The 25,394-nt window shown below is 45.4% G+C and carries 19 protein-coding genes and 2 tRNA genes; 5 read left to right on the forward strand and 16 right to left on the reverse strand.

Annotated features, from left to right (window positions below; genetic code table 11):
- Positions 1-11: 11 nt before the first annotated feature.
- Both Xinn_RS04895 and Xinn_RS04900 read right to left on the reverse strand, forming a co-directional pair.
- The gene (locus Xinn_RS04895; RefSeq protein WP_086955158.1) at positions 12-1,235 is read right to left on the reverse strand and encodes an ABC transporter permease; all 1,224 of its coding nucleotides are present in this window, start codon (positions 1,233-1,235) and stop codon (positions 12-14) included.
- A 12-nt stretch (positions 1,236-1,247) separates the two neighbouring features.
- The gene (locus Xinn_RS04900) at positions 1,248-2,219 is read right to left on the reverse strand and encodes an HlyD family secretion protein (protein WP_086955157.1); all 972 of its coding nucleotides are present in this window, start codon (positions 2,217-2,219) and stop codon (positions 1,248-1,250) included.
- An 896-nt stretch (positions 2,220-3,115) separates the two neighbouring features.
- Between Xinn_RS04900 and Xinn_RS04905 the strand changes: the two genes are divergently transcribed.
- The 5 genes from Xinn_RS04905 to Xinn_RS04925 all read left to right on the forward strand — a co-directional run bounded on the left by Xinn_RS04905 (position 3,116) and on the right by Xinn_RS04925 (position 9,498).
- Positions 3,116-6,175, forward strand: a complete 3,060-nt coding sequence (locus Xinn_RS04905) for an inverse autotransporter beta domain-containing protein (RefSeq protein ID WP_086955156.1) — start codon at positions 3,116-3,118, stop codon at positions 6,173-6,175.
- A gap of 165 nt (positions 6,176-6,340) precedes the next feature.
- Positions 6,341-8,038 carry a sensor histidine kinase gene (locus Xinn_RS04910; RefSeq protein WP_086955155.1) on the forward strand — a complete coding sequence of 566 codons (1,698 nt, stop codon included), beginning with the start codon at positions 6,341-6,343 and terminating at the stop codon, positions 8,036-8,038.
- A gap of 2 nt (positions 8,039-8,040) precedes the next feature.
- Positions 8,041-8,760, forward strand: coding sequence for a two-component system response regulator BtsR (gene btsR / locus Xinn_RS04915; protein ID WP_086955154.1), 720 nt, complete (start codon positions 8,041-8,043; stop codon positions 8,758-8,760).
- Positions 8,761-8,822: 62 nt separating this feature from the next.
- Positions 8,823-9,209 (forward strand): hypothetical protein, encoded by a 387-nt coding sequence (locus Xinn_RS04920; RefSeq protein ID WP_086955153.1) that lies wholly within the window; start codon positions 8,823-8,825, stop codon positions 9,207-9,209.
- Between the two features lie 31 nt (positions 9,210-9,240).
- On the forward strand, positions 9,241-9,498 hold the full coding sequence (locus Xinn_RS04925; protein WP_244590135.1) for a type II toxin-antitoxin system HicB family antitoxin: 258 nt from the start codon (positions 9,241-9,243) through the stop codon (positions 9,496-9,498).
- A 181-nt stretch (positions 9,499-9,679) separates the two neighbouring features.
- Here Xinn_RS04925 and Xinn_RS04930 read toward each other — a convergent pair whose 3' ends face one another.
- The 14 genes from Xinn_RS04930 to folP all read right to left on the reverse strand — a co-directional run bounded on the left by Xinn_RS04930 (position 9,680) and on the right by folP (position 25,326).
- Positions 9,680-11,638: a DEAD/DEAH family ATP-dependent RNA helicase gene (locus Xinn_RS04930; protein WP_086955152.1), complete on the reverse strand. Its 1,959-nt coding sequence runs from the start codon at positions 11,636-11,638 to the stop codon at positions 9,680-9,682.
- A 170-nt stretch (positions 11,639-11,808) separates the two neighbouring features.
- On the reverse strand, positions 11,809-12,693 hold the full coding sequence (nlpI, locus tag Xinn_RS04935) for a lipoprotein NlpI (protein ID WP_086955151.1): 885 nt from the start codon (positions 12,691-12,693) through the stop codon (positions 11,809-11,811).
- Between the two features lie 184 nt (positions 12,694-12,877).
- The gene (pnp, locus tag Xinn_RS04940) at positions 12,878-15,031 is read right to left on the reverse strand and encodes a polyribonucleotide nucleotidyltransferase (RefSeq protein ID WP_099137613.1); all 2,154 of its coding nucleotides are present in this window, start codon (positions 15,029-15,031) and stop codon (positions 12,878-12,880) included.
- 297 nt (positions 15,032-15,328) lie between these two features.
- Entirely contained in the window at positions 15,329-15,598 is a 270-nt protein-coding gene (gene rpsO, locus Xinn_RS04945; protein WP_086955149.1) for a 30S ribosomal protein S15, read from the reverse strand.
- A gap of 127 nt (positions 15,599-15,725) precedes the next feature.
- Positions 15,726-16,694 (reverse strand): tRNA pseudouridine(55) synthase TruB, encoded by a 969-nt coding sequence (truB, locus tag Xinn_RS04950; protein ID WP_086955148.1) that lies wholly within the window; start codon positions 16,692-16,694, stop codon positions 15,726-15,728.
- On the reverse strand, positions 16,694-17,104 hold the full coding sequence (rbfA, locus tag Xinn_RS04955; RefSeq protein ID WP_086955147.1) for a 30S ribosome-binding factor RbfA: 411 nt from the start codon (positions 17,102-17,104) through the stop codon (positions 16,694-16,696). Before rbfA ends, truB begins: the two co-directional genes overlap by 1 nt.
- Positions 17,105-17,176: 72 nt before the next feature.
- Positions 17,177-19,954, reverse strand: a complete 2,778-nt coding sequence (infB, locus tag Xinn_RS04960; protein ID WP_086955146.1) for a translation initiation factor IF-2 — start codon at positions 19,952-19,954, stop codon at positions 17,177-17,179.
- A 25-nt stretch (positions 19,955-19,979) separates the two neighbouring features.
- Positions 19,980-21,488, reverse strand: coding sequence for a transcription termination factor NusA (nusA, locus tag Xinn_RS04965; RefSeq protein ID WP_086955145.1), 1,509 nt, complete (start codon positions 21,486-21,488; stop codon positions 19,980-19,982).
- 21 nt (positions 21,489-21,509) lie between these two features.
- Positions 21,510-21,962: a ribosome maturation factor RimP gene (gene rimP, locus Xinn_RS04970; protein ID WP_143706534.1), complete on the reverse strand. Its 453-nt coding sequence runs from the start codon at positions 21,960-21,962 to the stop codon at positions 21,510-21,512.
- 245 nt (positions 21,963-22,207) lie between these two features.
- A tRNA-Met gene (locus tag Xinn_RS04975) sits at positions 22,208-22,284 on the reverse strand.
- Positions 22,285-22,342: 58 nt separating this feature from the next.
- Positions 22,343-22,432, reverse strand: a tRNA-Leu gene (locus Xinn_RS04980).
- Positions 22,433-22,542: 110 nt separating this feature from the next.
- Positions 22,543-22,890 carry a preprotein translocase subunit SecG gene (gene secG / locus Xinn_RS04985; protein WP_086955143.1) on the reverse strand — a complete coding sequence of 116 codons (348 nt, stop codon included), beginning with the start codon at positions 22,888-22,890 and terminating at the stop codon, positions 22,543-22,545.
- Positions 22,891-23,076: 186 nt separating this feature from the next.
- Entirely contained in the window at positions 23,077-24,414 is a 1,338-nt protein-coding gene (glmM, locus tag Xinn_RS04990) for a phosphoglucosamine mutase (RefSeq protein ID WP_086955142.1), read from the reverse strand.
- 78 nt (positions 24,415-24,492) lie between these two features.
- Complete coding sequence (folP, locus tag Xinn_RS04995) at positions 24,493-25,326, reverse strand: dihydropteroate synthase (RefSeq protein WP_086955141.1); 834 nt, start codon at positions 25,324-25,326, stop codon at positions 24,493-24,495.
- Positions 25,327-25,394 lie beyond the last annotated feature (68 nt).

Genomic DNA, 25,394 nt, shown 5'->3' on the forward strand with positions numbered 1-25,394 from the left:
TTTCCCCTGCATCATAGGCTCTCCTCAGGCTGATTAAGCCGTTTCCACAGGCGATTGCGGATCAGTAAGGCACTAACCAAAGGGTAAATTGCTAACAACATGCAGACATACAGGATGATTTTTAATGATACTTCCCGTAAGAAGATATCGAACATAGCGTTTAAAGCGTGGGTTAGCGGCTCCAGATTGGCAATTAATCGGGCTGGCCATACCATTGATAATTCAGGCACTACCATGCCGGAAAATGACATTGCAATACTCACCAGCATTCCAATCAATGTATAAGCCGTTAATGCGCTGTTGGTAAAAGTAAACAACAACAGCCCGACACTTTGAGCCGCAATCACATAGAAAAACCCCACCACAGGCATATAGAGCGGGTTACCTGCTACTTTGGCATCAGAAAATGCCACCAGCGCCATAATTTCTACCATCAGCAACAGAGTGAAAATCAGAGTATGCGGAGCAAGTTTCCCTATTAAAGCCGGAACAAAAGATTTTGCTCTCAGGAGATGTTTCCCTCTCACCATGGTATAAATAGTGCCGGTCACGACAAAAAGCTGTAATAAATGGATGGTTGCGGCGAATTGCTGATAATAGATATAGCTGCCACTGGCATTAAACAAGCTGTCATAAGACATACTCGCTCTGGCGAGCGGCGGCAAGGAGCGACCAATTTCAGATGCGATTATCCCCCGATATTTGGCATTCATTTCTGCCATCAGCCCGCTGAAATCCACTACCGAATAGCGCCCTGCACCATAAAACAATGCATTGTAATACATACTCACTGTCGGCTGTTTACCACTCAGCGCATCTTTTTCAAGTTCATGGGGAATATAGAGCAGCGCATAATCCTGCGCACTGCCAAGACGTTCTAATGATTCTGCTAACCCACCATCATAAGTTTTGATATCTGCATGAGGAGCAGCATTCAAGTTACGGATCAGCGTTCGTGATAAAGAGCTGTGATCATTATCCACTGCCGAAACAGGCAGATTTAACAGCGTCCCCTCCGAAAAAGTGGCACTGATTAAGATAAACAGTAACAAAGGAAACAACCAGCTCAACCAGTGAAAAACCGGGCTGCGGGATGCAACCCTCAGCTCCTTATTAAAGGCCTGTTTAAACACATTCCATTCATGAGCATGCCATTTCAGGCTATTCCACCGCTTAATGTTATTCCAGCTCAAGCTGTTCCATTTAAAACCAAACCACCCACCTTTTCTGTTCATCAGACTGCCACCTTAGCGACCCCAGAGCCATAACGCACTCATACCGGGACGTAAACCATCAACCGGTTGCGATGGGTATAAACGTACTTCAAAGGTTCTCAGATCAAAGTCCCCTGTCGCACGGGTTGCACGTTTTGTCGCATAATCCCCCATTGGTGCGATATAACGCACTTCAGCCTGAATCTCTTCGTTATTCAGCGCCGGTACACGCAGTTTAACTTTGTCACCTTTGCGCACTTTCGCCAGAATATCTTCACGCAGATTATAGACAAAATAGGTTTCGGGAATTCGCACTAACGTTGCCAATGGGCTACCGGCATTAAAAAGCTGACCGACTTCTGCCGGAAGTGGCCCGACTTCACCGTCAACAGGAGCTGTTACCTGTAAATCATTACTCTGAATTTTTAGTTCCTGTAATTTTTCGTCAGCTTCATTCAGTGCAGCCTGATACTGTTGCCGTAGCTCGATGCGATCACCATTTTTTCCCGCATCCAGTTCTGCTTTCGCTGCCAACATTTTCTGATAGGCAATATTGCGGGCATTTCGGGCATTATCCAATTCACTGGCAGATGAGTAACCTTTGGCTGAAATATGGCTCAGCCGCTCAAATTCACGCTTTGCATTTTTATAGCCAAATTCTGCCTGCAAAAATGCAGCTTCCAGACTGCGGATATTCTCTTCCCGTGTACCATTTATGGATAAATCGAGTTTTGCTTTGGCCTGATCACGGGCTGCCTGAGCGGCGGCAACTTTTGCAGTCAATTCCGGGCCATCAAGACTTACCAGCAATTGCCCTGCTTTAACATCATCGCCTCTTTCAACATGAAGCGAGGCTACACGTCCAGATGCTTTGGATGCAATGATGACTTCAGGGGCTTCTACTTCTCCCTGTAACAATAAATCCTGATGATGTGAACGAAAAAGCACGGCCATTGCGGTCAGGAAAATAATCAGCAATATTGTGAAAAGTGTTCTTTTCTTCATTATGTTTTGTAAGCTCCAAACATACTACCCGAACAAAACTCGTCGGTAATTTACCGCATTAAGTTTAACTGCCCCCGCTCAACGATCCTGTTTTAGCTGCATTTCGGCCTCTATTTGTATGATCTGTTTATTATCGAGAGATGAATTAACTGCCTAGTGTGACACTATTTTTATAAATCCTTTTTAGAAATTCGTGCGCTTCATCACTGACAAGAATCAGATATTTTGCTCAACCTTTCATAACATTATATACCTAATCAACTTTTAGTGGTGATACGGAGGGAAATTAATAAGTGTTCAAAGTCAGATTTCATTACTTAATACTTTTTATAATTAAATTTAATTTATTAATTAATATTTAGTTATAAATAAAAAGATCACTCCTATACCCTCTACATAATAAATAAACACTGATAATCAATAAAAGTAGCAATGCTTAATAAAATAAAAATGAAAACAAAAACCAATAATAATTAGCAATGGATATTTAATTATCGAAACCTCATAGTGTTTAGAATTATTTAATTCCTTCATCAGATGATTTATCTTCATATAAATAAGACTCCATCACGCTATTGTTTAATTAATATATTCAATAAAATCATAATATTGAGAAATAATATAACAGGTGTACATTATCTATTAATTATTCCACATCGGGTTATCACCTTCTATTTTCAATAGATAATAAAGAAAGTACTGTTGACCCCAAAAAAAATTTATGCTGGAATAAAAAACCTAGCATACTGTATATGTCAGATTAATAATCTATGCATTAACCACACTAGCAGTATTTTCGCTGGCGTATTTGTTATGCCTTAAATAAGGCAATGTCACTTTGCCATTTTTTTATATCGTCATCACCTGATGCTTTTACTGTTACAGGTTTAATATTTATGTATAAAAAACTTGATAAACCGTGGGTACAAAATCAGCGATCTTTACTGAAACAAGTAGCCTGGATAAACATTATCGCCCAATTTTCGTTCCCACTGGCTAGCGCATTTGTTCCCACTATTGCCGCGGCTGAAACACTGACGACATCTCAATATGCTTCTTTGATAGCAATACCGACAGAGCCTTATATTCTGAAGTCAGGAGAAACAATTAACACTATTGCTAAACGCTATAATTTCACTATCGAGCAGCTAAAGGAAATAAATAAGTTACGTACTTTCAAGCAACCATTTTCCGAACTTAGTGCCGGCGATGAAATTAACGTTCCCAGACCTCGTCCCAATAAGTATTTACCATTCAATTACTTTTTATCGGAACAATCAGCATCAAGACAGGCTGAATTAAAACCGCTCTTAGCAGGGCAAGCTCCATCAGCGCCGCCCCCCGTAACAGATGATACTGAGCGCACGCTGGCAGATTCCGCCACCCGCATCGGAGAGATACTGAGCAGTGATAAAGTGGGTAATAGTGCAATCAATCAGTTAAGTAATCTGGCTGTCGGCAAAGCCAATCAGCAGCTCCAGAATTGGCTGAAACATTATGGTACAGCCCGGGTACAGGCGAATATTGATCGACAGGGTCATCTGGATGGCAGCCAGCTTGATATGCTGCTGCCTTTGTATGACAGCAACAGTAAAATGGATTTTACTCAATTTGGTCTGCGCCGTATTGATAAACGCAACACTATTAATATCGGTGTTGGGCAACGGCAGTTTTTTGATAACTGGATGCTGGGATACAACGCTTTTCTGGATCACGATTTTACCGGCAGTAATACCCGGCTTGGCCTTGGTGCAGAATATACCCGTAATTACCTGAAACTGGGCATGAACGGCTATTTACGCTTAAGTAACTGGAGAGAATCACGCTTACTGGAAGATTATGATGAACGCCCTGCTAATGGATTCGATTTGAGAGCACAGGGTTATATCCCCGCTCTGCCACAGTTTGGCGGTAAGCTGGTCTATGAACAATATTTCGGAAATGAAGTCGGGTTAATCAATAAAGAGCACCGCCGAAAAAACCCCGCCGCGTTTACCGCTGGCATTAATTATACCCCTATCCCACTACTGACTTTCGGGATAGATCGCAAGCAGGATATGTCCGGTAACGGAGATACTCAGTTTAACTTAGAACTGAATTATGAAATCGGTACTCCATGGTCAAAACAGGTTAATCCTGATGCCGTTGGATTCAGGCATACACTACAGGGCAGCCGCTATGATCTTGTCGATCGTAATAACCAGATCGTTCTGGAATACCGCAAACGTGAAGTTATCCGCCTGACACTAGATAGCCTGATCTCCGGTCATGCTGGTGAAATAAAACCAATTCATATTAGTGTGAATAGTAAATATGGATTGAAAACGATTCAGTGGGATACCGCAAGCCTGCTCGCCAGTGGTGGCAAAATTGAACGACAAAACGATAACCGCTATCTGCTGACACTGCCTAAATATCACCATGATGGCAACAATATATATGCTATAAGCGCGGTTGCTTATGATGAGCATGATAATGCTTCCAGACGGGCAGAAACTCAGGTTCAGGTACTACAGGCAGAGGCAAGTGTTGATAAATCCACATTCACAGTCAGAGATCACGATCTGTCAGCTGATGATCATTCCAGTACACTGCTTAAATTGGTGCTAAAAGATGGGAATGGCAACCCAATTCCTGACTCTACTGAAGATATCAAATTCACAAGCAGCGAATTAAGCGGGACAGGTGACGCTCCCAAAATAGGAAAAATAAAAGAGACTCAGCCGGGCACTTATGAAGCATTACTTACTGCTGGCGAAAAAACGGGTGTGCTGACAGTCACTGCTAACTTCAAAGAACTTAATTTCAAACCAATAGCGATCACCTTCTTCCATCCTGACAAACCAATCATTAAAGATGTCAAAATGTCAGGCAGGCTGGAGATGGGGCATACTCTCAATGCGACTTATACTTTCAATGCCAATAATGGCGAAGGTACAGACAGGTCACGCTATGTATGGGGAGACAAAGGGAATGTTGATATTACTAAAGGCTCGACAATTACCCAATCAGGTAAGATCCCCGCTTATACACTGACACTGTCAGATGCGGGTAGAGTAAAAGCACTTGCTGTTCAGGCACAGAATGGGCTTCATATTACCGGAAATACCAAAACGATTGATAGCAGTATGAGCCAGGCACAGGGTAATGATACCTATGGCGGCACAGAAGGCGGAAAAATCAAAGGAATTGCTGATAATCTGAAAGTTACCGTTAATACAGGCGAAGCTAAAAAAGGCGAAACCATTACTTTGAGCGTGAAAGCATTCAATCACGGCCAACCTGTAAGAAATGTTCCGGTAGAAGTAAAAGCGATTGAAGCCCTGAATCGTCAGAGTGTTCATCAGTCAATCACACTACAGATAAATGGTAATAAAAAACATTATCAGGGAGTGACTGGCGATAACGGTATATTGTCCCTTCCCGTCACTGACCCACAGGGTTTGGGTGTCAAAACAACCCTGCAAGTAGCCGGATATGGCGTTTCAGCACCAAAAACTGAGTATGTCATTTTCACTGTTGCGACCAGCCCTAATTCTCAATATGCAAATTTCTGGGGGCATATGGCGGACACAGTAACAGGCGGGAACGGACGAGTCTTTAGCCGACCTCTACTACAAACCGAACTTAAGGCTATGGGAATGGGAATGGAAGGCATGACTACATATCCCGAAAATGGTGAATACTGGCCACGTCGTGTTTATAAGGGAGCTATATGGTATTGCCATAAAATACATAAAAAATTACCGACAAAAGAAGACTTGCTCAGCCTGTATCAAATTCACCAGCAGAATGAAATGCACGATCTGTATGGCTGGCCGCAGTTCCGTTCTTATCGCTCTGCAACACCAGGAATAGATGAAGATGGTGACAATGCCCATTTTGCAGTCAATATTGATAACGGAACGGCGCATGTTATCAATGAAACAGTGACCGATTATGTTGTCTGCATATAACATCCTGTTTATTTCCTGAATAAAATCCGCTCTGTTAAGGGCGGATTGCCTTCCTCCCGTCCGAAAATAGGTTAATTTCCGCTATCCTATTGACGATGTTAAATTCAAACTTTGATAATAACTGTATAAATTTATTTATAATTATCAAAGATTCTGTGAAAAAAAATGTATGAATTTAACCTCGTGTTATTACTTCTCCAGCAGATGTGCATTTATCTGGTGATTGCCTGGCTGTTGAGTAAAACACCTCTGTTCATCCCTCTACTGCAAGTGAGTGTTCGCTTACCTCACAAACTCATGTGTTATGTCATCTTTTCCATCTTTTGCGTGATGGGAACATATTTTGGCCTGCATGTTAATGATTCTATTGCCAACACCCGCGCCATCGGTGCTGTGTTAGGAGGATTACTGGGTGGGCCGACTGTGGGTGCAATGGTCGGATTCACGGGGGGATTACATCGCTATTCTCTTGGTGGAATGACAGCGTTCAGCTGTATGGTATCAACCATTATAGAAGGCGTACTTGGCGGCCTTGTACATAATTATTTAATGAAGCGCGGCAGGATCAACAAATTACTTAATTTATGGACTGCGGCTATTGTGACTTTTTTTGCAGAATGTGCCCAGATGGGAATTATTCTGCTATTTACTCATCCTTTCAGTGAAGCGTTCAATTTAGTCAGGAATATTGCTGCTCCGATGATCATCGCCAACAGTATCGGTGCCGCCATGTTTATCCGTATCCTGCTGGACAGAAGGGCTATCTTTGAAAAATATACTAGCGCCTTTTCTGCTCAGGCGCTGCAAATCGCTGTATGCACTGAAGGTATGTTACTGAAAGGATTTAATGAAACTAACAGTATGCGTGTCGCAAAAGTCATCTATCAGGAATTAGAAATCGGTGCTGTGGCCATTACAGATCGGGAGAAATTGTTGGCATTTATCGGAATTGGTTCTGATCATCACCTGCCGGGAACGCCTATCGCCTCTGAGCAATCGCATCGCGCTATCGCCAATAATGAAGTTGTCTATGCCGATGGTAATGAAATTCCTTATTGCTGCTCTCTCAACCCCGCCTGTAAACTGGGTTCAGCATTGGTCATTCCTTTACGGGGTGAGAATCAGCAAGTCATCGGCACCATCAAATTGTACGAAGCGAAAAATCGTTTATTCAGCTCAATCAATCGGACACTGGGGGAAGGTATTGCCAGCCTGCTTTCAGCCCAAATTCTTGCCGGACAATATGAACGGAATAAACAGTCTCTGCTGCAATCAGAAGTAAAGCTGCTTCACGCGCAAGTAAATCCTCACTTTTTATTTAATGCCCTGAATACCTTGCAGGCTGTGATACGGCGTGACAGCCAGCAGGCAGGCCAACTGGTGCAATACCTTTCCACATTTTTCCGCAAAAATCTGAAACGGCCGGAAGAGATTGCCACACTGCAAAATGAGATAGAGCATGTGAATGCTTACTTACAGATTGAGAAGGCTCGATTCTGTGAACGCCTTCAGATAACCATAAATATCCCGGAATCACTGCGCTACGCCAGACTACCCGCATTCTCCCTGCAACCTATGGTTGAAAATGCAATTAAACATGGCACATCACAGTTACTGGATACCGGAAGAATTACGATTAGAGCTCACCAGCAAGCGAATATGCTGTTGGTTGAAATTGAAGATAATGCAGGGCTTTATTGCCCACAACAATCAGGGGATGGGCTTGGAATGAGTCTGGTAGATAAACGCCTGCGGCTGCGTTACGGTGAACACTACGGCGTACGTGTTGATTGCCAGCCGGAAGAATTTACCCGCGTCATTTTGTGTTTACCCTTGGAAGAAGAGGCTGATAAGACAGCGTAAATATGAATGTATTGATTGTTGATGATGAACCGTTGGCCCGTGAGAATTTACGTTGCCTGCTGGAAGAGGAAACGGATATCCAAATCATCGGTGAATGTGCCAACGCAGTAGAAGCGATTGGAGCCATTCATCGCCTGAAGCCGGATGTGGTTTTCCTTGATATTCAAATGCCCCGTATTACCGGACTGGAAATGGTCAGTATGCTCGACCCTGACCATCGTCCCTATATTGTTTTTCTCACCGCATTTGACGAATATGCCATACAGGCATTTGAGGAACACGCATTTGATTATCTGCTGAAACCGCTGGAAAAAGATCGGCTGAGCAAGACATTACAGCGATTACGTTCAGGCTATCAAAAACAGCATCTGGCGGACTTGCAACCGGAAAATGAGCAACTGAAATATATTCCCTGCACAGGACACAGCCGGATATGGCTGATGCAGCTGGATGATGTGTTATACATCACCTCACGTATGAGCGGTGTCTATGTAATGAATGCCAATGGGCAGGAGGGGTTTACGGAGTTAACTTTGCGCACTCTGGAAACCCGTACTCCCCTGACCCGCTGCCATCGCCAGTATCTGGTCAATATGACGCATTTGCGGGAAATTGTTTTCGGAGAAAACGGTCACGCAGAATTAGTCTTACGTAATGATGAACGCATTCCTGTCAGCCGGCGTTACTTAAAACCGCTCAAAGAAGAGTTGGGATTGAATTAACTATTCAGCAGACATAATGCCTGTACCCTATACCTTTAAGACAAAATAAAACAAGGAAATACATGGCCGATCTCTACCTGAAAATTAAAACCAATCAAATGATCCTGAAAAATCTAAATAACCAGAAGGAACTAAGTATCACAGGAAATTTCAGCACTTCCCGCTTATTGGTTGGTGATTTCTATAACGCAGAGCTGCAATTACGTTTACTGTGTAAACAACATAACCTTATACGATTCATTGACCGATTTTTTAGTCGCAATCATCGGGTACTTATCCACCCATTAGATCAATCCGAAGGCGGGCTTTGTTCCGTAGAAGAACGAGTATTATTGGAAGTGGCTCATGGCGGCTTTCAGAGAAGAACAAAAAAAGTGCTTATTCATCAAGGCAATCGCTTACTTTCAGATACCGAAGTCAGAGAAATACTGCTCTCCAAAAGGCAATAGGGGGTAGATTATAATTAAAGGTAATCACATCATGATGATCGATGGTCATCCTGCTTCAGTTATTTACGAAGCCGAAATTAAAGCGTTCCGGGGTGAGTTTTTGGATGTTACCGGATATTGTGATTTTGTAGCTTATAGCATTGAGGGAATTGAAAAAGAAGGCCAAATTTCTTTGACTGAATACGTTAAAACTTGCATGGAAGAGGGCATTAATCCCTTCAAAAATGACGATAAGCAGGAGCAAGTTACTTATGACATATGGTTTCAGGAACAGGTACACCGGTATTGATGATGCTAATGCTGGCAATTTGATACCCGTTGAGGATGTCGAAGCCTATTTCGCCAAAAAACGACTACAAAAATAAAAAGATTAAAACATAAAAGCCCTTTCTCTTTTATAGGAGAAAGGGCTTATTTTTACTTAAAATTTCAATGCGTTATCGCTAACATGAAGCCACAATCAACGGGTGTTACACATTACCGTTGTTTTGTGACTGACTGTTTTGCGACTGACGACGACGTTGGCCACCGTTGAAATCGTCGTTATTACGACCACGGAAAGAACCGCGCTCACCGCCACCACGGCGTTCATTGTTATTAAAACGACGACCACCACCATTACCGCCAAGGCCTTCACGATCACGGCGAGCACCATTACCGCCGTTGCCACCATTACCGCCGTTACGACCACCACCACGACGCTCACGACGTTCAAATGGCTGTGCATCACCCATCAGCTGCATGTTCAGCGGCTTGTTCAGAATACGGGTACGGGTAAAGTGAGACAGTAACTCTCCCGGCATTCCTTTTGGCAGCTCGATTGTAGAGTGAGTGGCGAACAGTTTGATGTTACCAATGTAACGGCTGCTGATATCACCTTCGTTAGCAATCGCACCAACAATGTGGCGTACTTCAACGCCGTCATCACGACCCACTTCAATGCGGTACAGCTCCATATCGCCAACATCACGGCGCTCGCGGCGAGGACGATCACCACGGTCACCACGATCACTTCTGTCGCCTCTGCCACGTTCACCGAAGCTATCACCGTTACGACGACGGTCATCGCCGCGCTCATTGAATTCACGACGAGGACGACGAACAGGATCTGGTGGCAGAATCAGAGGGCGCTCACCCTGTGCCATTTTCAGCAATGCTGCTGCCAGTGTTTCCATATCCAGTTCTTCACCAGTGCCCAGTTTAGGCAACAGTGCACGGTATTGATCCAGATCACTGCTTTCCAGTTGCTGCTGAACGCTAGCCGCAAATTTCTCCAGACGACGCTGACTCAGCAGTTCTGCATTCGGTAACTCGACTTCTGGAATAGTCAGCTTCATTGTGCGTTCAATGTTACGCAGCAGACGACGTTCACGGTTTTCAACAAACAACAGCGCACGACCTGCACGGCCTGCACGACCAGTACGGCCGATACGGTGTACATAAGACTCCGCATCCATTGGAATGTCATAGTTAACAACCAGGCTGATACGGTCAACATCCAGACCACGAGCAGCAACATCTGTCGCGATCAGAATATCCAAGCGACCGTTTTTCAGGCGCTCCAGAGTCTGCTCACGCAGAGCCTGATTCATGTCGCCGTTCAGTGCCGCAGAGTTATAACCGTTGCGCTCAAGCGTTTCTGCCACTTCCAGAGTAGCATTCTTGGTACGTACGAAAATAATCGCCGCATCAAAATCTTCTGCTTCAAGGAAACGTACCAGCGCTTCATTTTTACGCATACCGTATACAGACCAGTAACTCTGGCTGATGTCAGGACGGTTGGTTACGCTACTCTGAATACGAACTTCCTGTGGATCATTCATGAAACGACGAGTAATACGACGAATAGCTTCAGGCATGGTTGCAGAGAACAACGCCGTCTGATGCTCAGCCGGAATCTGGCTCATGATGTTTTCAACATCTTCAATAAAGCCCATACGCAGCATTTCATCAGCTTCGTCCAGTACCAGACCTTTCAGGTTGGACAGATCCAGCGTACCACGCTTCAGGTGATCCAACAGACGGCCCGGTGTTCCCACAACAACTTGTGGCCCCTGACGCAAAGCACGTAATTGAACATCATAACGCTGCCCACCATAGAGCGCGACAACATTCACACTACGCATATGTTTAGAAAAATCTGAACATGCTTCAGCAACCTGTACCGCCAGTTCACGGGTCGGTGCTAACACAAGGATCTGTGGAGCTCTAAGCTCAGCATCAATGTTATGCAGTAAAGGCAAGCTGAATGCCGCAGTTTTACCGCTACCAGTCTGTGCCATACCCAGCACGTCACGACCATTTAACAGGTGAGGAATACATTGCTGTTGAATTGGCGAGGGCTTCTCATAGCCCATATCTTGCAGTGCGGAAAGAATAGGTGCTGATAACCCTAAATCAGCAAAAGAGATTTCAGTCTCAGTGGTCATGTAATGGTGCCTCATTGATCGTGGCGGCCAGTCTACATAACACAGTGAAAAGAATTTCTGTCATTTTCATTTAAAATGTGAACTGGCTCAAATTATATTATTAAACGAACAAACAAGCCCTCATCCCTTAAGATGTGGACTCAAAAATCTGTCATGAAAATGTTCGTCAGCTATTGTTGGTTCGATTCCGATAAGTCATCTTGTCTTTGGCCTAGCAGCGCCAATTCCAACAATGCATAGCGGTGCTCAACAAAGTTATGGACATTGTTAGCTACCGTCAGCTTGAATAACGCAACTGCGCTATCCTCATCCCCCAGACTTAGGTAATGTTTACCTAAATAGAAGTCAGTTTCACTGAGATGCTCAGCGAGCGAAGTGTTATCTGTTGAGTCCTGCTTCAGGCGCTTCATCAGTGTTTTCTCACTGATTTTACCTAAATAGAATTCAACGATATTCCAGCCCCATAGCCCCCGGTTCGCTTTGTCAAAACGATTTGACAAACCAGTCATTGCAACCTTGGGATCGATTTTATCTTCCACAAGGTACAACCACAACGAACGGAAGGGATCATTTGGATCGTCTTGATAAAACGCCTGCAGATCATCCTGCGCTAAACGATAACGGCCACCGTAATACAGTGCAATGCCGCGATTCATTCGCGCGTAGTTGTAAGTTGGATCAAGCTCTAAAACAGAATCAAACGCTTCATAGGCAGCATCAAAATTGCCTGCCTGCGTAAAATAAATCCCTAAGTAGTTAAAAACTTCAGGAATATCAGGACTTATAGACAAAGCCACTGAAAAATCATTCTGTGCCAATGCCCTTAGCCCGAGGCTATCATACAGCACACCTCTCTCATATAAAAGCTGTGCATACTCATCTTCCTTGAGAGAACGGCTCGCGAGTATTTGCTCCATGCGTGCCAGAATAACCTCTTGTTGCAATGTCGGTTGAAGTGGAATAGCAAAAACTTCATTTTTACGCCACTCTGTGCTGCCACATCCCACAAGGATAAAAATAGCTGCAACGTAACACCAGCGCAGAAAAGAATTCATTTCCCACTCCCGAAGTCAGACATTAATCAGAATGCCCTGTTGCTCCACCCACATTGTTTATTTCAGGCATCCAGCCAGAAAAATTGGTTTACTCTTTTATATTTCTGCTCACCTTTGAGGAGGGCAAAAATATAAAAGAGATAAACCGCGCCCTTTTTACAGGACGCCGTTCATTACGTCAAACTTATTCTACTGATGATTCGGGTAATTGTGCTGCTTCACCGGCAGTATTCAGTGTAGTATTAGCTACAGCTTCTTTCATGCTCAGGCGGATACGGCCCTGACGGTCGATTTCCAGTACCTTGACCGGAACTTCCTGACCCAGTTGCAGATAGTCAGTAACTTTCTCTACACGCTTGTCTGCGATCTGAGAAATATGTACCAGACCTTCTTTACCGCCACCGATAGCAACGAATGCACCGAAGTCAACAATGCGGGTCACTTTACCGGCATAAATGCGGCCAACTTCAACTTCAGCGGTGATCTCTTCGATACGGCTGATCGCGTGACGAGCTTTGTCACCGTCCGTTGCTGCAATTTTCACAGTACCATCATCTTCGATCTCGATGGTTGTACCGGTTTCTTCGGTCAGTGCACGGATAACTGAACCACCTTTACCAATCACGTCTTTGATTTTGTCTGGATTGATCTTAATGGTGTGAATGCGTGGCGCAAATTCAGAGATATCATTACGTGGGCTCTGGATAGCCTGTTCCATCACGCTCAGGATGTGTAAACGGGCACCTTTCGCCTGATTCAGGGCAATCTGCATGATTTCACGAGTGATGCCTTCGATTTTGATGTCCATCTGCAATGCGCTGATACCATCACGGCTACCCGCAACTTTAAAGTCCATGTCACCCAGATGATCTTCATCACCCAGAATGTCAGACAGAACTACAAAGTTCTCACCTTCTTTCACCAGACCCATTGCGATACCTGCAACTGCGGCTTTAATCGGTACACCTGCGTCCATCAGTGCCAGTGAAGCACCACAGACAGAAGCCATAGAAGAAGAACCATTGGATTCAGTAATTTCAGAAACGACACGTACGGTATACGGGAATTCATTGATGCTCGGCATTACCGCCAGAACACCACGCTTCGCCAAACGACCGTGACCGATTTCACGACGTTTTGGTGAACCGACCATGCCCGTTTCACCTACAGAGTATGGAGGGAAGTTGTAATGGAACAGGAAGCGATCAGTGCGCTCTCCCATCAGTTCGTCGATAACCTGTGCATCACGCTCAGTACCCAGTGTTGCTGCAACCAGTGCCTGAGTTTCACCACGAGTGAACAGAGATGAACCGTGAGTACGTGGCAGAACGCCGGTGCGGACATCCAGAGCACGAACCATATCTTTTTCACGACCGTCAATACGTGGTTCACCACGCAGAACACGGCTGCGGACAACATTTTTCTCCAGAACAGCAAGTACGTCCAGAATTTCTGATTCTTCCAGTTCCAGATCTTTTTCTGCTGCTTCTGCCAGAATAATTGCAGAAACGTCTTCTTTGATAGCATCAACCTGAGCATAACGCTCTTGTTTCTCAGTAATACGGTAAGCATTACCCAGACGGCTCTCTGCCAGTTCAGCAACACGCTCATGCAGAGGCTGGTTAACAGGCTCAGGTGTCCACTCCCACTTCTCTTTACCCGCTTCAGCAACCAATCCGTTGATGTTATCAATCACAATCTGTTGTTGCTCATGACCGAATACTACTGCTCCCAGCATCTGTTCTTCTGTCAGCAGTTCTGCTTCAGATTCAACCATCAGCACAGCGTTATTTGTACCTGCAACAACCAAATCCAGACGGCTGGTTTTCAGTTCATCACTGGTTGGATTCAGGACATATTGATCATTGATATAACCAACACGCGCAGCACCAATCGGGCCATTGAACGGGATACCAGACAGCGCCAATGCTGCGGAGGAACCGATCATAGCAACGATATCCGGGTTAACCTGTGGGTTTACGGATACAACGGTTGCAATGATTTGCACTTCGTTCAGGAAACCTTCCGGGAACAGAGGGCGCAGTGGGCGGTCGATCAGACGGGCAACAAGCGTTTCACCTTCACCCGGACGGCCTTCACGACGGAAAAAACTTCCCGGAATACGGCCAGCCGCATAAGTACGTTCTTGATAGTTAACAGTCAGTGGGAAAAAACTCTGACCTGGTTTTACTTTTTTCTGACCGACAACGGTAACAAATACCGCAGTGTCATCCATATTAACCATAACAGCAGCCGTCGCCTGACGAGCCATCATGCCGGTTTCGATGGTCACCGTATGCTGACCATACTGGAATTTACGAACAATCGGATTCAGCAAAATAATATTCCTTCGTTTGTGTTGCTGCATTTAAACATCAGCAACAATGGATGTTCTCTTCGTTACACCCTCACGACTAATGACAGTACTCAGCCCTTTACCTTTCAAGTAACCGCTTTACAGCCATGGTGTAACCTGAAATCTTTCGGATATATTTTTTTAAGTACTCTCATTAGCCGCGCGAGTCACTGTAACTAAAGAGGTTCAACTAGTTAAGAAATGGAATTTAAGTTTCTTAATCCCCATTTCCTAGAAGAAAAGGGGCCAGATTGGCCCCTTTCCACTGAAACTCATCGATTAGCGACGCAGTCCCAGACGCTCGATCAGGGCAGTGTAACGTGCCAGATCTTTACGCTTCAGGTAGTTCAGCTGGTTACGACGCTGTGCAACCATACGCAGCAGACCACGACGGCTGTGGTGATCTTTTTTGTGCTCTGCAAAGTGACCTTGCAGGTGGTTGATTTGTGCAGTCAGCAGGGCAATCTGAACTTCGCTGGAACCGCTGTCGTTAGCGCCACGGCCGAAATCAGCGATAATCTGCGCTTTTGCTTCAGTACTTAGAGACATAGTATAACTCCAAATATAGTTTAAAAATGATGAGTGCCGATCTCTAATTCAGCCACTCATATACAGGCGCATTATTCTACGCTGCAAATAGATGAAGCGCAAGATAACCCCATAAAGGCTACTCTTACTACATTTCACCATCGGTGGTTTCTTCTGCCGTGTCTTCTACGACCAATCGACGCGGAGCTACCAGCCCATCATCATCAATGACAGCAATACCGATGAATTTATTTTCATCACCTTCATTAACCCGCACCCACTCGCCAGATAACAGGCTATGTTTACTGCGAACCGGCTGACCCTGCTTAAAATAAGCAGCAACAACAGATGGAAGCTGAATAACCGGGAAATGTACAACGGCTGTATCCATCGGCAATAATAATGGATCGAGCAATTCTCCTGCTTCAACCTGCTGCTTTTCAGCCTGTTCCTTTAATTCATATAGCTGTTCCAGTGTCACCATTCGGTGGCTAGGGTAATTAGCAACCTGCAAACGACGCAGATAAATAACATGAGCACCACAGCCCAGTAATTCACCCAAGTCATCAATAATGGTGCGGATATAGGTTCCCTTAGAACAGTGAATTTCCAGCTCCAGTTCATCACCTTCCCAACGAATGAACTGTAATTCATAAACCGTTATCGGACGCGCTTCCCGCTCAATTTCAATCCCCTGACGGGCATATTCATACAGCGGCTTTCCCTGATGCTTCAGTGCAGAGTACATAGAAGGAACCTGCATGGTATCACCACGGAATGTTTCCAGTGCTGCATCAAGCTGCGAGGAAGTCACCTGAACTTCGCGCTCACAAATAATTTTACCGTGTGAATCGGAAGTATCAGTGCGCTGCCCTAACCGTGCTATAACGCGATAACGTTTATCCGAATCGAGCAGAAACTGGGAAAATTTAGTCGCTTCACCAAGGCAAATCGGCAGCATTCCCGTTGCCAGCGGGTCTAACGCACCGGTATGACCCGCTTTACTGGCATTAAATACCCGCCTTACTTTCTGCAAAGCATCATTGGAGGAAATATCCTGCGGCTTATCCAGCAGCAGTACGCCGTGTATCGCACGACCCCTACGACGACGCCCCATTATTTTTCCTCGTTGTGATCCGCAGAGGCACGACGTTGTTCGTCACTTTTCACAACGTTAGTGACCAGATTTGACATGCGCATCCCTTCGATCAAAGAACTGTCGTAAGAAAACGTCAGTTCAGGAATAACACGCAGACGCATCGCTTTACCCAGCAATGAACGAATAAAACCGGAAGCTTCATTCAATGCTTTGATACCCTGATTAACCTTATCTGAATCTTGTCCTTCCACTAAGACATTCAGAAAAGTTACAAATACTTTGGCATAAGCCAGATCGCGGGAAACCTCAACACCTGAAACAGTTGCCATCCCGATGCGGGGATCTTTCACTTCACGCTGTAAAATGATGGCAATCTCTTTTTGCATTTCCTGTGCAACGCGCTGAGTACGACTGAATTCTCTTGCCATGGTTCTATCTCCTGACATTTTGGGGGGCATATAGCCCCCCAAGAATGGAATTTAACGGGTCGATTATGGTGTTTAAGCGATGGAGCGTTTCACTTCAACCACTTCGAAAACTTCAATCATATCGCCAACACGAACATCATTGTAGTTCTTCACACCGATACCACATTCCATACCATTACGGACTTCGTTGACATCATCCTTAAAGCGACGCAGGGATTCCAGTTCACCTTCATAGATAACCACGTTGTCACGCAGTACACGGATTGGGTTATTACGCTTGATGTTACCTTCTGTCACCATACAGCCAGCAATCGCACCAAATTTAGGTGATTTGAAGACATCACGGACTTCTGCCAGACCCATGATTTGCTGCTTGTACTCTGGCGCCAGCATACCACTCATTGCCTGTTTAATTTCATCAATCAGACTATAGATAACAGAGTAGTAACGCAGGTCTACGCTTTCGTTTTCGATGATACGACGAGCAGAAGCATCAGCACGTACGTTAAAGCCCAGAATGATCGCATTAGATGCTGCTGCAAGGGTTGCGTCAGTTTCAGTGATACCACCCACACCAGAACCGATGATCTTCACTTTAACTTCGTCAGTAGACAGTTTCAGCAGTGAATCACAAATTGCTTCGCATGTACCCTGAACATCAGTTTTCAGAACGATATTCAGCTCAGATACCTTACCTTCTTCCATGTTCGCAAACATGTTTTCCAGTTTAGATTTCTGCTGACGAGCCAGTTTCACTTCACGGAATTTACCCTGACGGTAGAGAGCAACTTCACGTGCTTTTTTCTCGTCACGTACAACAGTCGCTTCATCACCCGCAGATGGTACGTTGGACAGACCCAGGATTTCCACAGGAATGGATGGACCCGCAGTCATGACTTCCTGACCCAATTCGTTACGCATCGCACGGATACGGCCATACTCGAAACCACAAAGAACGATATCGCCTTTGTTCAGAGTACCGGACTGCACCAGAATGGTAGCTACCGGGCCACGGCCTTTATCCAGGAAGGATTCAATGACCACACCGTTTGCCATACCAGAGTGAACTGCATTCAGTTCCAGTACTTCAGCCTGTAGCAGGATAGCTTCCAGCAATTCATCAATACCAAGGCCAGCTTTGGCTGATACATGCATGAACTGGGTTTCGCCGCCCCACTCTTCTGGAAGAATACCGTATTGTGACAATTCATTTTTCACACGATCTGGATCGGCTTCTGGCTTATCGATTTTGTTAACTGCTACAACAACCGGCACATTAGCAGCCTTCGCATGCTGGATAGCTTCGATGGTCTGAGGCATCACGCCATCATCCGCCGCAACAACCAGAACTACGATATCGGTCGCTTGAGCACCACGAGCACGCATGGAAGTAAACGCAGCATGGCCCGGAGTATCCAAGAAGGTGATCATACCTTTCTCAGTTTTCACATGGTATGCACCGATGTGCTGGGTAATGCCACCTGCTTCACCAGAAGCTACTTTGGTTGAACGGATGTAGTCCAGCAAAGAGGTTTTACCGTGGTCAACATGGCCCATGATGGTCACTACAGGAGCACGAGGTTCAGCCTGTGTTTCACCGGTGTCACGATCACTCATCAGTGCTTCTTCCAGCTCGTTTTCACGACGCAGGATAACTTTGTGACCCATTTCCTCAGCAACCAGCTGAGCGGTTTCCTGATCGATAACCTGATTGATGGTTGCCATTGCGCCCATCTTCATCATGGTTTTGATAACCTGAGAACCTTTTACCGCCATTTTGTTAGCCAGTTCAGCAACGGTAATCGTTTCACCAATCACGACATCACGGTTAACGGCGGCGACAGGCTTGTTAAAGCTCTGCTGCAATGTACTCGGTTTGCGCTGTTTGCCTTTAGTACGGCCAACTGCACGTGCTTCTTCACGATCAGCTTTCGATTCAGAATGTTTGTTATTCTTCTTCTGACGGGTGTTTTTGCCACCGCGGCTGCGGGTACGACGATCGCCTTCAACTTTGGCGTCATTCTCATCTTCCGCATCACGGGCGTGACGGGAAGTCGTTACGTGGTAATCACTATTGTTGTCATTTGAATCAGAGTCTTTAGACCATTTTTCCTGATTCTCTTCTGCCATGCGGCGCGCTTCTTCTGCCACACGTTTTGCTTCTGCTTCAACTTTACGACGCATCTCTTCTTCAGCTTTGCGTTTTAAATTTGCTGCTTCAGCTTCACGGCGCGCTTTTTCATTATGCGCTGCTGCTTCAGTTTGCACTGATTTAGATTTTGTTTCGGTATGTTGCTTAGTAGTCACTTTTTCTTTTTCCGCTGCCTCACGCTGAGGCTTTTCAGCCTCTCCACGTTTGGCTTTGTCTTCTGCTTCACGCTTAGCTTGCTTTTCTGCTTCGCGTTTTGCCTGTTCTTCCGCTTCACGTTGAGCTTGTTCTTCCGCGAGTTTCTTCGTTTCAGTTTCAAGCCGCGCTTTCTCTTCTGCCTCGCGCCGAGCCTGCTCTTCCGCTTCACGCTGCGCCTGTTCTTCCGCTTTAGCCTGTTCAATCGCGTCGCGGTTCACATATGTGCGTTTTTTACGGACTTCAATCGCTACCGATTTACTTTTGCCACCGGTGCTAGGGACGTTCAGTGTACTGCGCGTTTTACGCTGTAGTGTCAATTTACCTGGCTGGCCACCAGTACCACCTTGTTCGCGGTTCAGGTGAGCCAGCAAAGCTTCTTTTTCTTTCTGGGAAACAGAGTCAGTTGCGGTTTTCTGAATGCCAGCATCAGCGAATTGCTGGATCAGGCGTTCAACCGATGTCTGGATCTCTTCTGCCAGTAATTTTACGGTTACCTCTGTCATTCTGTTCCTTCCTGCTACAGTTTATTTATGCATCATCGCCAAACCAACAGATATTTCGAGCTGCCATAATGAGTTCTCCTGCTTTCTCATCATTCAGTCCTTCGATATCAGATAAGTCGTCGATACCCTGTTCGGCAAGATCTTCCAGAGTACAGATGCCACGGGCAGCCAGATTAAACGCTAAAGCACGTTCCATGCCAGGCAAATCCAGTAAATCTTGGGCTGGCTGCTGATCACCAAGACTCTCTTTCTGAGCCAGTTCCAGCGTTGTCAAGGCCGCTTTCGCACGTTCACGGAGAACTTCAACGGTTTCTTCATCAAGACCTTCTACAGCCAGAAGTTCATTGACTGGTACATAGGCCAGTTCTTCCAGTGTAGAGAAACCTTCTTCGACCAATAAGGTGGCGAAATCTTCATCAATGTCGAGATGCTTGGTAAATGTATCAATAGAAGCGTGTGCTTCTGCCTGATGTTTTGCTTGCAGCTCTTCCGCAGTCATGACATTCAGTTCCCATTTGTCATCACCACGATGTTTTTTCAGCAATTGTGCAGCCAGACGAACGTTTTGACCATTACGACCAATCGCCTGAGCAAGATTACTGTTTTCCACGGCAACATCCATCGTGCAGTTATCTTCATCAACAACAATAGATGCAACATCCGCCGGAGCCATAGCATTAATGACAAATTGTGCCGGGTTATCATCCCACAACACAATATCAATTCTTTCACCGCCCAGCTCACTGGAAACCGCCTGTACCCTTGCACCACGCATACCTACACAGGCACCAACCGGGTCAATACGCTTGTCGTTAGTTTTCACTGCGATTTTAGCGCGGGAACCCGGATCACGGGCAGCAGCTTTGATCTCAATGATCTCTTCGCCAATTTCCGGTACTTCAATACGGAACAATTCAACCAGCATTTCAGGGCGGGAACGGGTGATGAACAGCTGTGCACCGCGTGCTTCCGGACGTACGTCATATAAGACACCACGTACACGGTCACCGGGACGGAAATTTTCACGTGGCAGCATATCTTCACGCAGAATAACCGCTTCAGCGTTATTACCCAGATCGAGCGTAATGTTTTCACGGTTTACTTTTTTAACCTGACCGGTCACGATCTCACCCTGCTGTTCGCGGAATTGATCAACGACCATTGCACGTTCAGCTTCACGTACTTTCTGTACGATAACCTGTTTTGCGGTCTGAGTTGTAATACGGTCAAAAGTTACCGATTCAATTTGGTCTTCAATATAACCACCCAGCTCAACTTCCGGGTCGTCAAATTTTGCTGCTTCCAGTGTGATTTCGCGGGTAGGCTGGGTTACTTCTTCTACCGCTACCCAGCGGCGGAAGGTATCAAAATCACCGGATTTACGATCGATGCAGACACGAACATCGATTTCCTGCTCATACTTTTTCTTGGTGGCTGTCGCCAGTGCAATCTCTAATGCTTCGAAGATTTTTTCACGAGGGAGAGATTTTTCATTAGAAACCGCTTCAACAACAGCCAGAATTTCTTTATTCATCCTAGTTGCCTCATCCGAACTTTAAAAGTGGGGTACCAGGTTCGCTTTCTGGATGTTGCTCAGTGCGAACACTTCGTCTTTTCCATCCACCGTAACCGTAATCATTTCACCATCGACGGCTTTGATAATACCTTGCCATTTACGACGGTTTTGCATTGCCATGCGTAACATCAGGCTGACTTCTTCCCCCATGAAACGCTGGTAGTGTTCAGCCTTAAACAGTGGACGCTCAAGCCCCGGTGAAGATATTTCCAGGTTGTAAAGCCCTGGGATCGGATCTTCGACGTCGAGTACTGCACTGACCTGATGGCTAACATCAGCACAATCATCAACAGTGATTCCTTCCTCACTATCGATATAGACTCGCAGTGTCGATACGCGTGCGCGAATAAACTCCAGGCCCACTAATTCATAACCTAAAGCTTCAACTGGTGCTGAAATCATCGCTGTTAATTTTTGCTCTAATGTGGACAAGCCCACCCCCAAGACATAAAAAAAGGGCTATATTAGCCCAGTAGTTCTGCTGTCAAATAACAAAAAACCCCGATACGCGGGGCTTTATGCAACTGGACCCTGTTTACTGCCAGTGGTCTCAACCAACTTCTTTTATTACCTTTCAAAGCTATACCTCACGAAGCAACCTGTCAAATCAGGATTAATACCTCTATTATGGTCGCTAAGTTTATAACTATTCGAAAAGGTACAATGTTGTTAAGAAGTGGTTGCGGGAGCCGGATTTGAACCGACGACCTTCGGGTTATGAGCCCGACGAGCTACCATGCTGCTCCATCCCGCGTTCGAAAACGTGGCAAATCTTACGCTGATAATACTAAAAACGCAAGTTTCTAGATTAATGGTGCCGAGGACGGGACTTGAACCCGTACGCCCGTTGTTTAGGCACTACCACCTCAAGGTAGCGTGTATACCAATTTCACCACCTCGGCACTGATTGTAGGACTGTTATCTTAAGCGGCTAAGATAATAACTGTTTAAATCAACAACCCTACTTCAATTCTTTTACTGACTATTTTAACAGAAAATTTTCTATCAAAAATTACTGAGGGATATCGCTATTTGGTTTAGCTGGAGCTACCGGTATTGCCGGAGTTTCTGCCTGCTTTTCAGTTTTTACAGGCTCAGCAAGGTTTTCCCACTTACCGCTTGAACCAGTTCTATTAGTGGTCATATTGCCCAGAATCAGACTGATTACAAAAAACAGTGTTGCAAAAACCGCTGTCATACGGGTCATAAAATTCGCAGAACCCGATGAACCAAATATTGTTGCAGACGCGCCCGCACCAAAGGAAGCACCCATATCAGCACCTTTCCCCTGCTGTAACAGAACCAGAGCAGTTAGCCCGATACCGACCAGCAAGAATATACCTAAAAGAGCTTCATACATATGTTGTACCCGTTTCCTCGTGGGATTTACCATAACTGTGACGTTATACTACGGTAACGTTATTCTGCATCACCCACTCAATTAGAAAAATTAACTGATTGAGCGGGTGTGAATACTAACCAAAGCGTTTCAGACAAGCAAGGTTAATTTTAAATACTGGCGCTGATTGAGGAAAAAATCAACAAATCAGCTCATCCCCTTCACGGAATCAGCGATACGATGCGCCAGTGCTGTGACCTGTTCTTCATCTTCCCCTTCCACCATAACGCGGATCAGAGGTTCAGTACCTGATTTACGCAACAGAACACGGCCACGGCCATTCAACTCGGTTTCAACCGCTTTAACTACTTCAACTACTTGTTCTGATTGCAATGGGTCGTTATTACCCGCAAAACGTACATTGACCAGAACCTGAGGCAATAACTTCATACCACTGCACAAATCATGCAGACTCATGTCATTACGTACCATTGCACTCAAGACCTGCAAACCAGCAACGATACCATCACCTGTAGTGGTTTTATCCAGCAAAATGACATGACCTGAATTTTCCGCACCCAGACGCCAGCCTTTTTCCTGTAATTTTTCGAGTACATAGCGGTCCCCCACTTTTGCACGTTCAAATGGAATGCCAAGTTGCTTCAGTGCCAGCTCCAGCCCCATATTGCTCATCAAAGTACCTACGGCTCCGCCACGCAGTTGTCCCTGTCGTAATGCTTCACGTGCAATGATGTAAAGTATCTGGTCTCCGTCCACTTTATGACCCAGATGATCAACCATGATGATTCGGTCACCATCACCATCAAATGCCAGACCAACATCAGCCTGTTCTTCCAATACCCGCTTCTGTAATAGGCGGACATCCGTTGCACCGCACTCTTCATTGATGTTAATACCATTTGGCTCGCAGCCAATAGCTATCACATCAGCCCCCAGTTCTCTGAGAACATTCGGCGCAATATGGTAAGTCGCACCATTAGCGCAATCCAGTACAATTTTCAATCCATTCAGGCTTTGTTCACTCGGGAATGTGCCTTTACAGAATTCAATATAACGACCAGCCGCATCAACAATCCGATTAGCACGCCCTAACTCAGCGGATTCCACGCAAGTCAGTGGTTTCTCCATTTCGGCTTCAATGGCTTCTTCCACATCATCAGGAAGTTTGGTGCCATCAATGGAAAAAAATTTAATGCCGTTATCGTAGTAAGGGTTGTGGGAAGCAGAAATTACAATTCCGGCTTCTGCACGGAAGGTTCGTGTCAGGTATGCCACAGCAGGTGTTGGCATAGGGCCGGTAAATGAGGCTGATAATCCCGCAGCTGCCAGACCGGCTTCCAGAGCAGATTCCAGCATATAACCGGAAATACGGGTATCTTTACCAATAATAATTTTGCGAGAACCATGACGCGCCAGTACCTTACCCGCAGCCCAGCCAAGTTTTAAAACAAAATCAGGGGTAATCGGGCTGTTACCAACTTTGCCACGGATACCATCAGTACCAAAATATTTACGGTTACTCATAAACTTCTTTCTTCCTTTGCTGAACGTATTCTTTGTTCACAGATTGTTCTTTATTCACAGGTTATTTATTGCTGAAAATTAATTCTTTGCTGACAAGGTTGCCTGAACAATCTGCATTGCCTGTACAGTTTCTTTTACATCATGCACACGAATAATCTGAGCACCTTGCATTGCTGCAATAACAGCGCAGGCAACACTTCCTGTCACTCTTTCCTGTGGAGGCACATGAAGTAACTGCCCAATCATTGACTTACGCGACATACCCGCCAAAATGGGCAAGCCAAGATGGTGGAATGATTTTAAACGAGCCAATAATTGATAATTATGCGATAAATTCTTGCCGAAACCGAAACCCGGATCGATTATCAGGTTGTCTTTTGCAATACCTGCTGAAATACAGCGTCCAATCTGAGCTTCCAGAAATTCTGCTACTGCCGCTACGACGTTTTCGTAATGAGGTTCTGCCTGCATTGTTCTGGGCTGCCCCTGCATATGCATTAAACAAACAGGCAAACCTGTTGTGGCGGCCGCTTCCAGAGCACCCGGTTCCTGTAATGACCGGATATCATTGATAATATGAGCACCTGCTTTTGCCGCTTCCTCTATTACAATGGCTTTTGAGGTATCAACAGAGATCCAGATATCAAAACGCTGGCTCAAAGCTTCTATTACAGGAACTACACGATCCAGTTCTTCCTGTTCACTGACTTCATCCGCACCAGGTCGTGTCGATTCTCCACCTACATCAATAATAGCGGCGCCTTCTTCAATCATGCTGACAGCATGGCGCAAGGCTGTATCTAGGGTATTGTGTGTACCACCATCTGAGAAAGAGTCAGGAGTGACATTCAAAATCCCCATAACCTGTGGATGGGAAAGGTCAAGGATACTACCTCTGGCTGTCAGTTTCATTGCTAGGGAGCCTTAATGTTAAAAACCCCAGGATAAACCTGAGGTTTTGTCAGTTCGGTCTGTCAAAA

Source organism: Xenorhabdus innexi (assembly GCF_002632485.1).
Lineage (GTDB): Bacteria > Pseudomonadota > Gammaproteobacteria > Enterobacterales > Enterobacteriaceae > Xenorhabdus > Xenorhabdus innexi.

Coding starts and splice junctions, on each gene's coding strand:
- Xinn_RS04895 (WP_086955158.1), bottom strand. CDS start 1,235: ATGAACAGAAAAGGTGGGTGGTTTGGTTTTAAATGGAACAGCTTGAGC.
- Xinn_RS04900 (WP_086955157.1), bottom strand. CDS start 2,219: ATGAAGAAAAGAACACTTTTCACAATATTGCTGATTATTTTCCTGACC.
- Xinn_RS04905 (WP_086955156.1), top strand. CDS start 3,116: ATGTATAAAAAACTTGATAAACCGTGGGTACAAAATCAGCGATCTTTA.
- Xinn_RS04910 (WP_086955155.1), top strand. CDS start 6,341: ATGTATGAATTTAACCTCGTGTTATTACTTCTCCAGCAGATGTGCATT.
- btsR (WP_086955154.1), top strand. CDS start 8,041: ATGAATGTATTGATTGTTGATGATGAACCGTTGGCCCGTGAGAATTTA.
- Xinn_RS04920 (WP_086955153.1), top strand. CDS start 8,823: ATGGCCGATCTCTACCTGAAAATTAAAACCAATCAAATGATCCTGAAA.
- Xinn_RS04925 (WP_244590135.1), top strand. CDS start 9,241: ATGATGATCGATGGTCATCCTGCTTCAGTTATTTACGAAGCCGAAATT.
- Xinn_RS04930 (WP_086955152.1), bottom strand. CDS start 11,638: ATGACCACTGAGACTGAAATCTCTTTTGCTGATTTAGGGTTATCAGCA.
- nlpI (WP_086955151.1), bottom strand. CDS start 12,693: ATGAATTCTTTTCTGCGCTGGTGTTACGTTGCAGCTATTTTTATCCTT.
- rpsO (WP_086955149.1), bottom strand. CDS start 15,598: ATGTCTCTAAGTACTGAAGCAAAAGCGCAGATTATCGCTGATTTCGGC.
- truB (WP_086955148.1), bottom strand. CDS start 16,694: ATGGGGCGTCGTCGTAGGGGTCGTGCGATACACGGCGTACTGCTGCTG.
- rbfA (WP_086955147.1), bottom strand. CDS start 17,104: ATGGCAAGAGAATTCAGTCGTACTCAGCGCGTTGCACAGGAAATGCAA.
- infB (WP_086955146.1), bottom strand. CDS start 19,954: ATGACAGAGGTAACCGTAAAATTACTGGCAGAAGAGATCCAGACATCG.
- nusA (WP_086955145.1), bottom strand. CDS start 21,488: ATGAATAAAGAAATTCTGGCTGTTGTTGAAGCGGTTTCTAATGAAAAA.
- secG (WP_086955143.1), bottom strand. CDS start 22,890: ATGTATGAAGCTCTTTTAGGTATATTCTTGCTGGTCGGTATCGGGCTA.
- glmM (WP_086955142.1), bottom strand. CDS start 24,414: ATGAGTAACCGTAAATATTTTGGTACTGATGGTATCCGTGGCAAAGTT.
- folP (WP_086955141.1), bottom strand. CDS start 25,326: ATGAAACTGACAGCCAGAGGTAGTATCCTTGACCTTTCCCATCCACAG.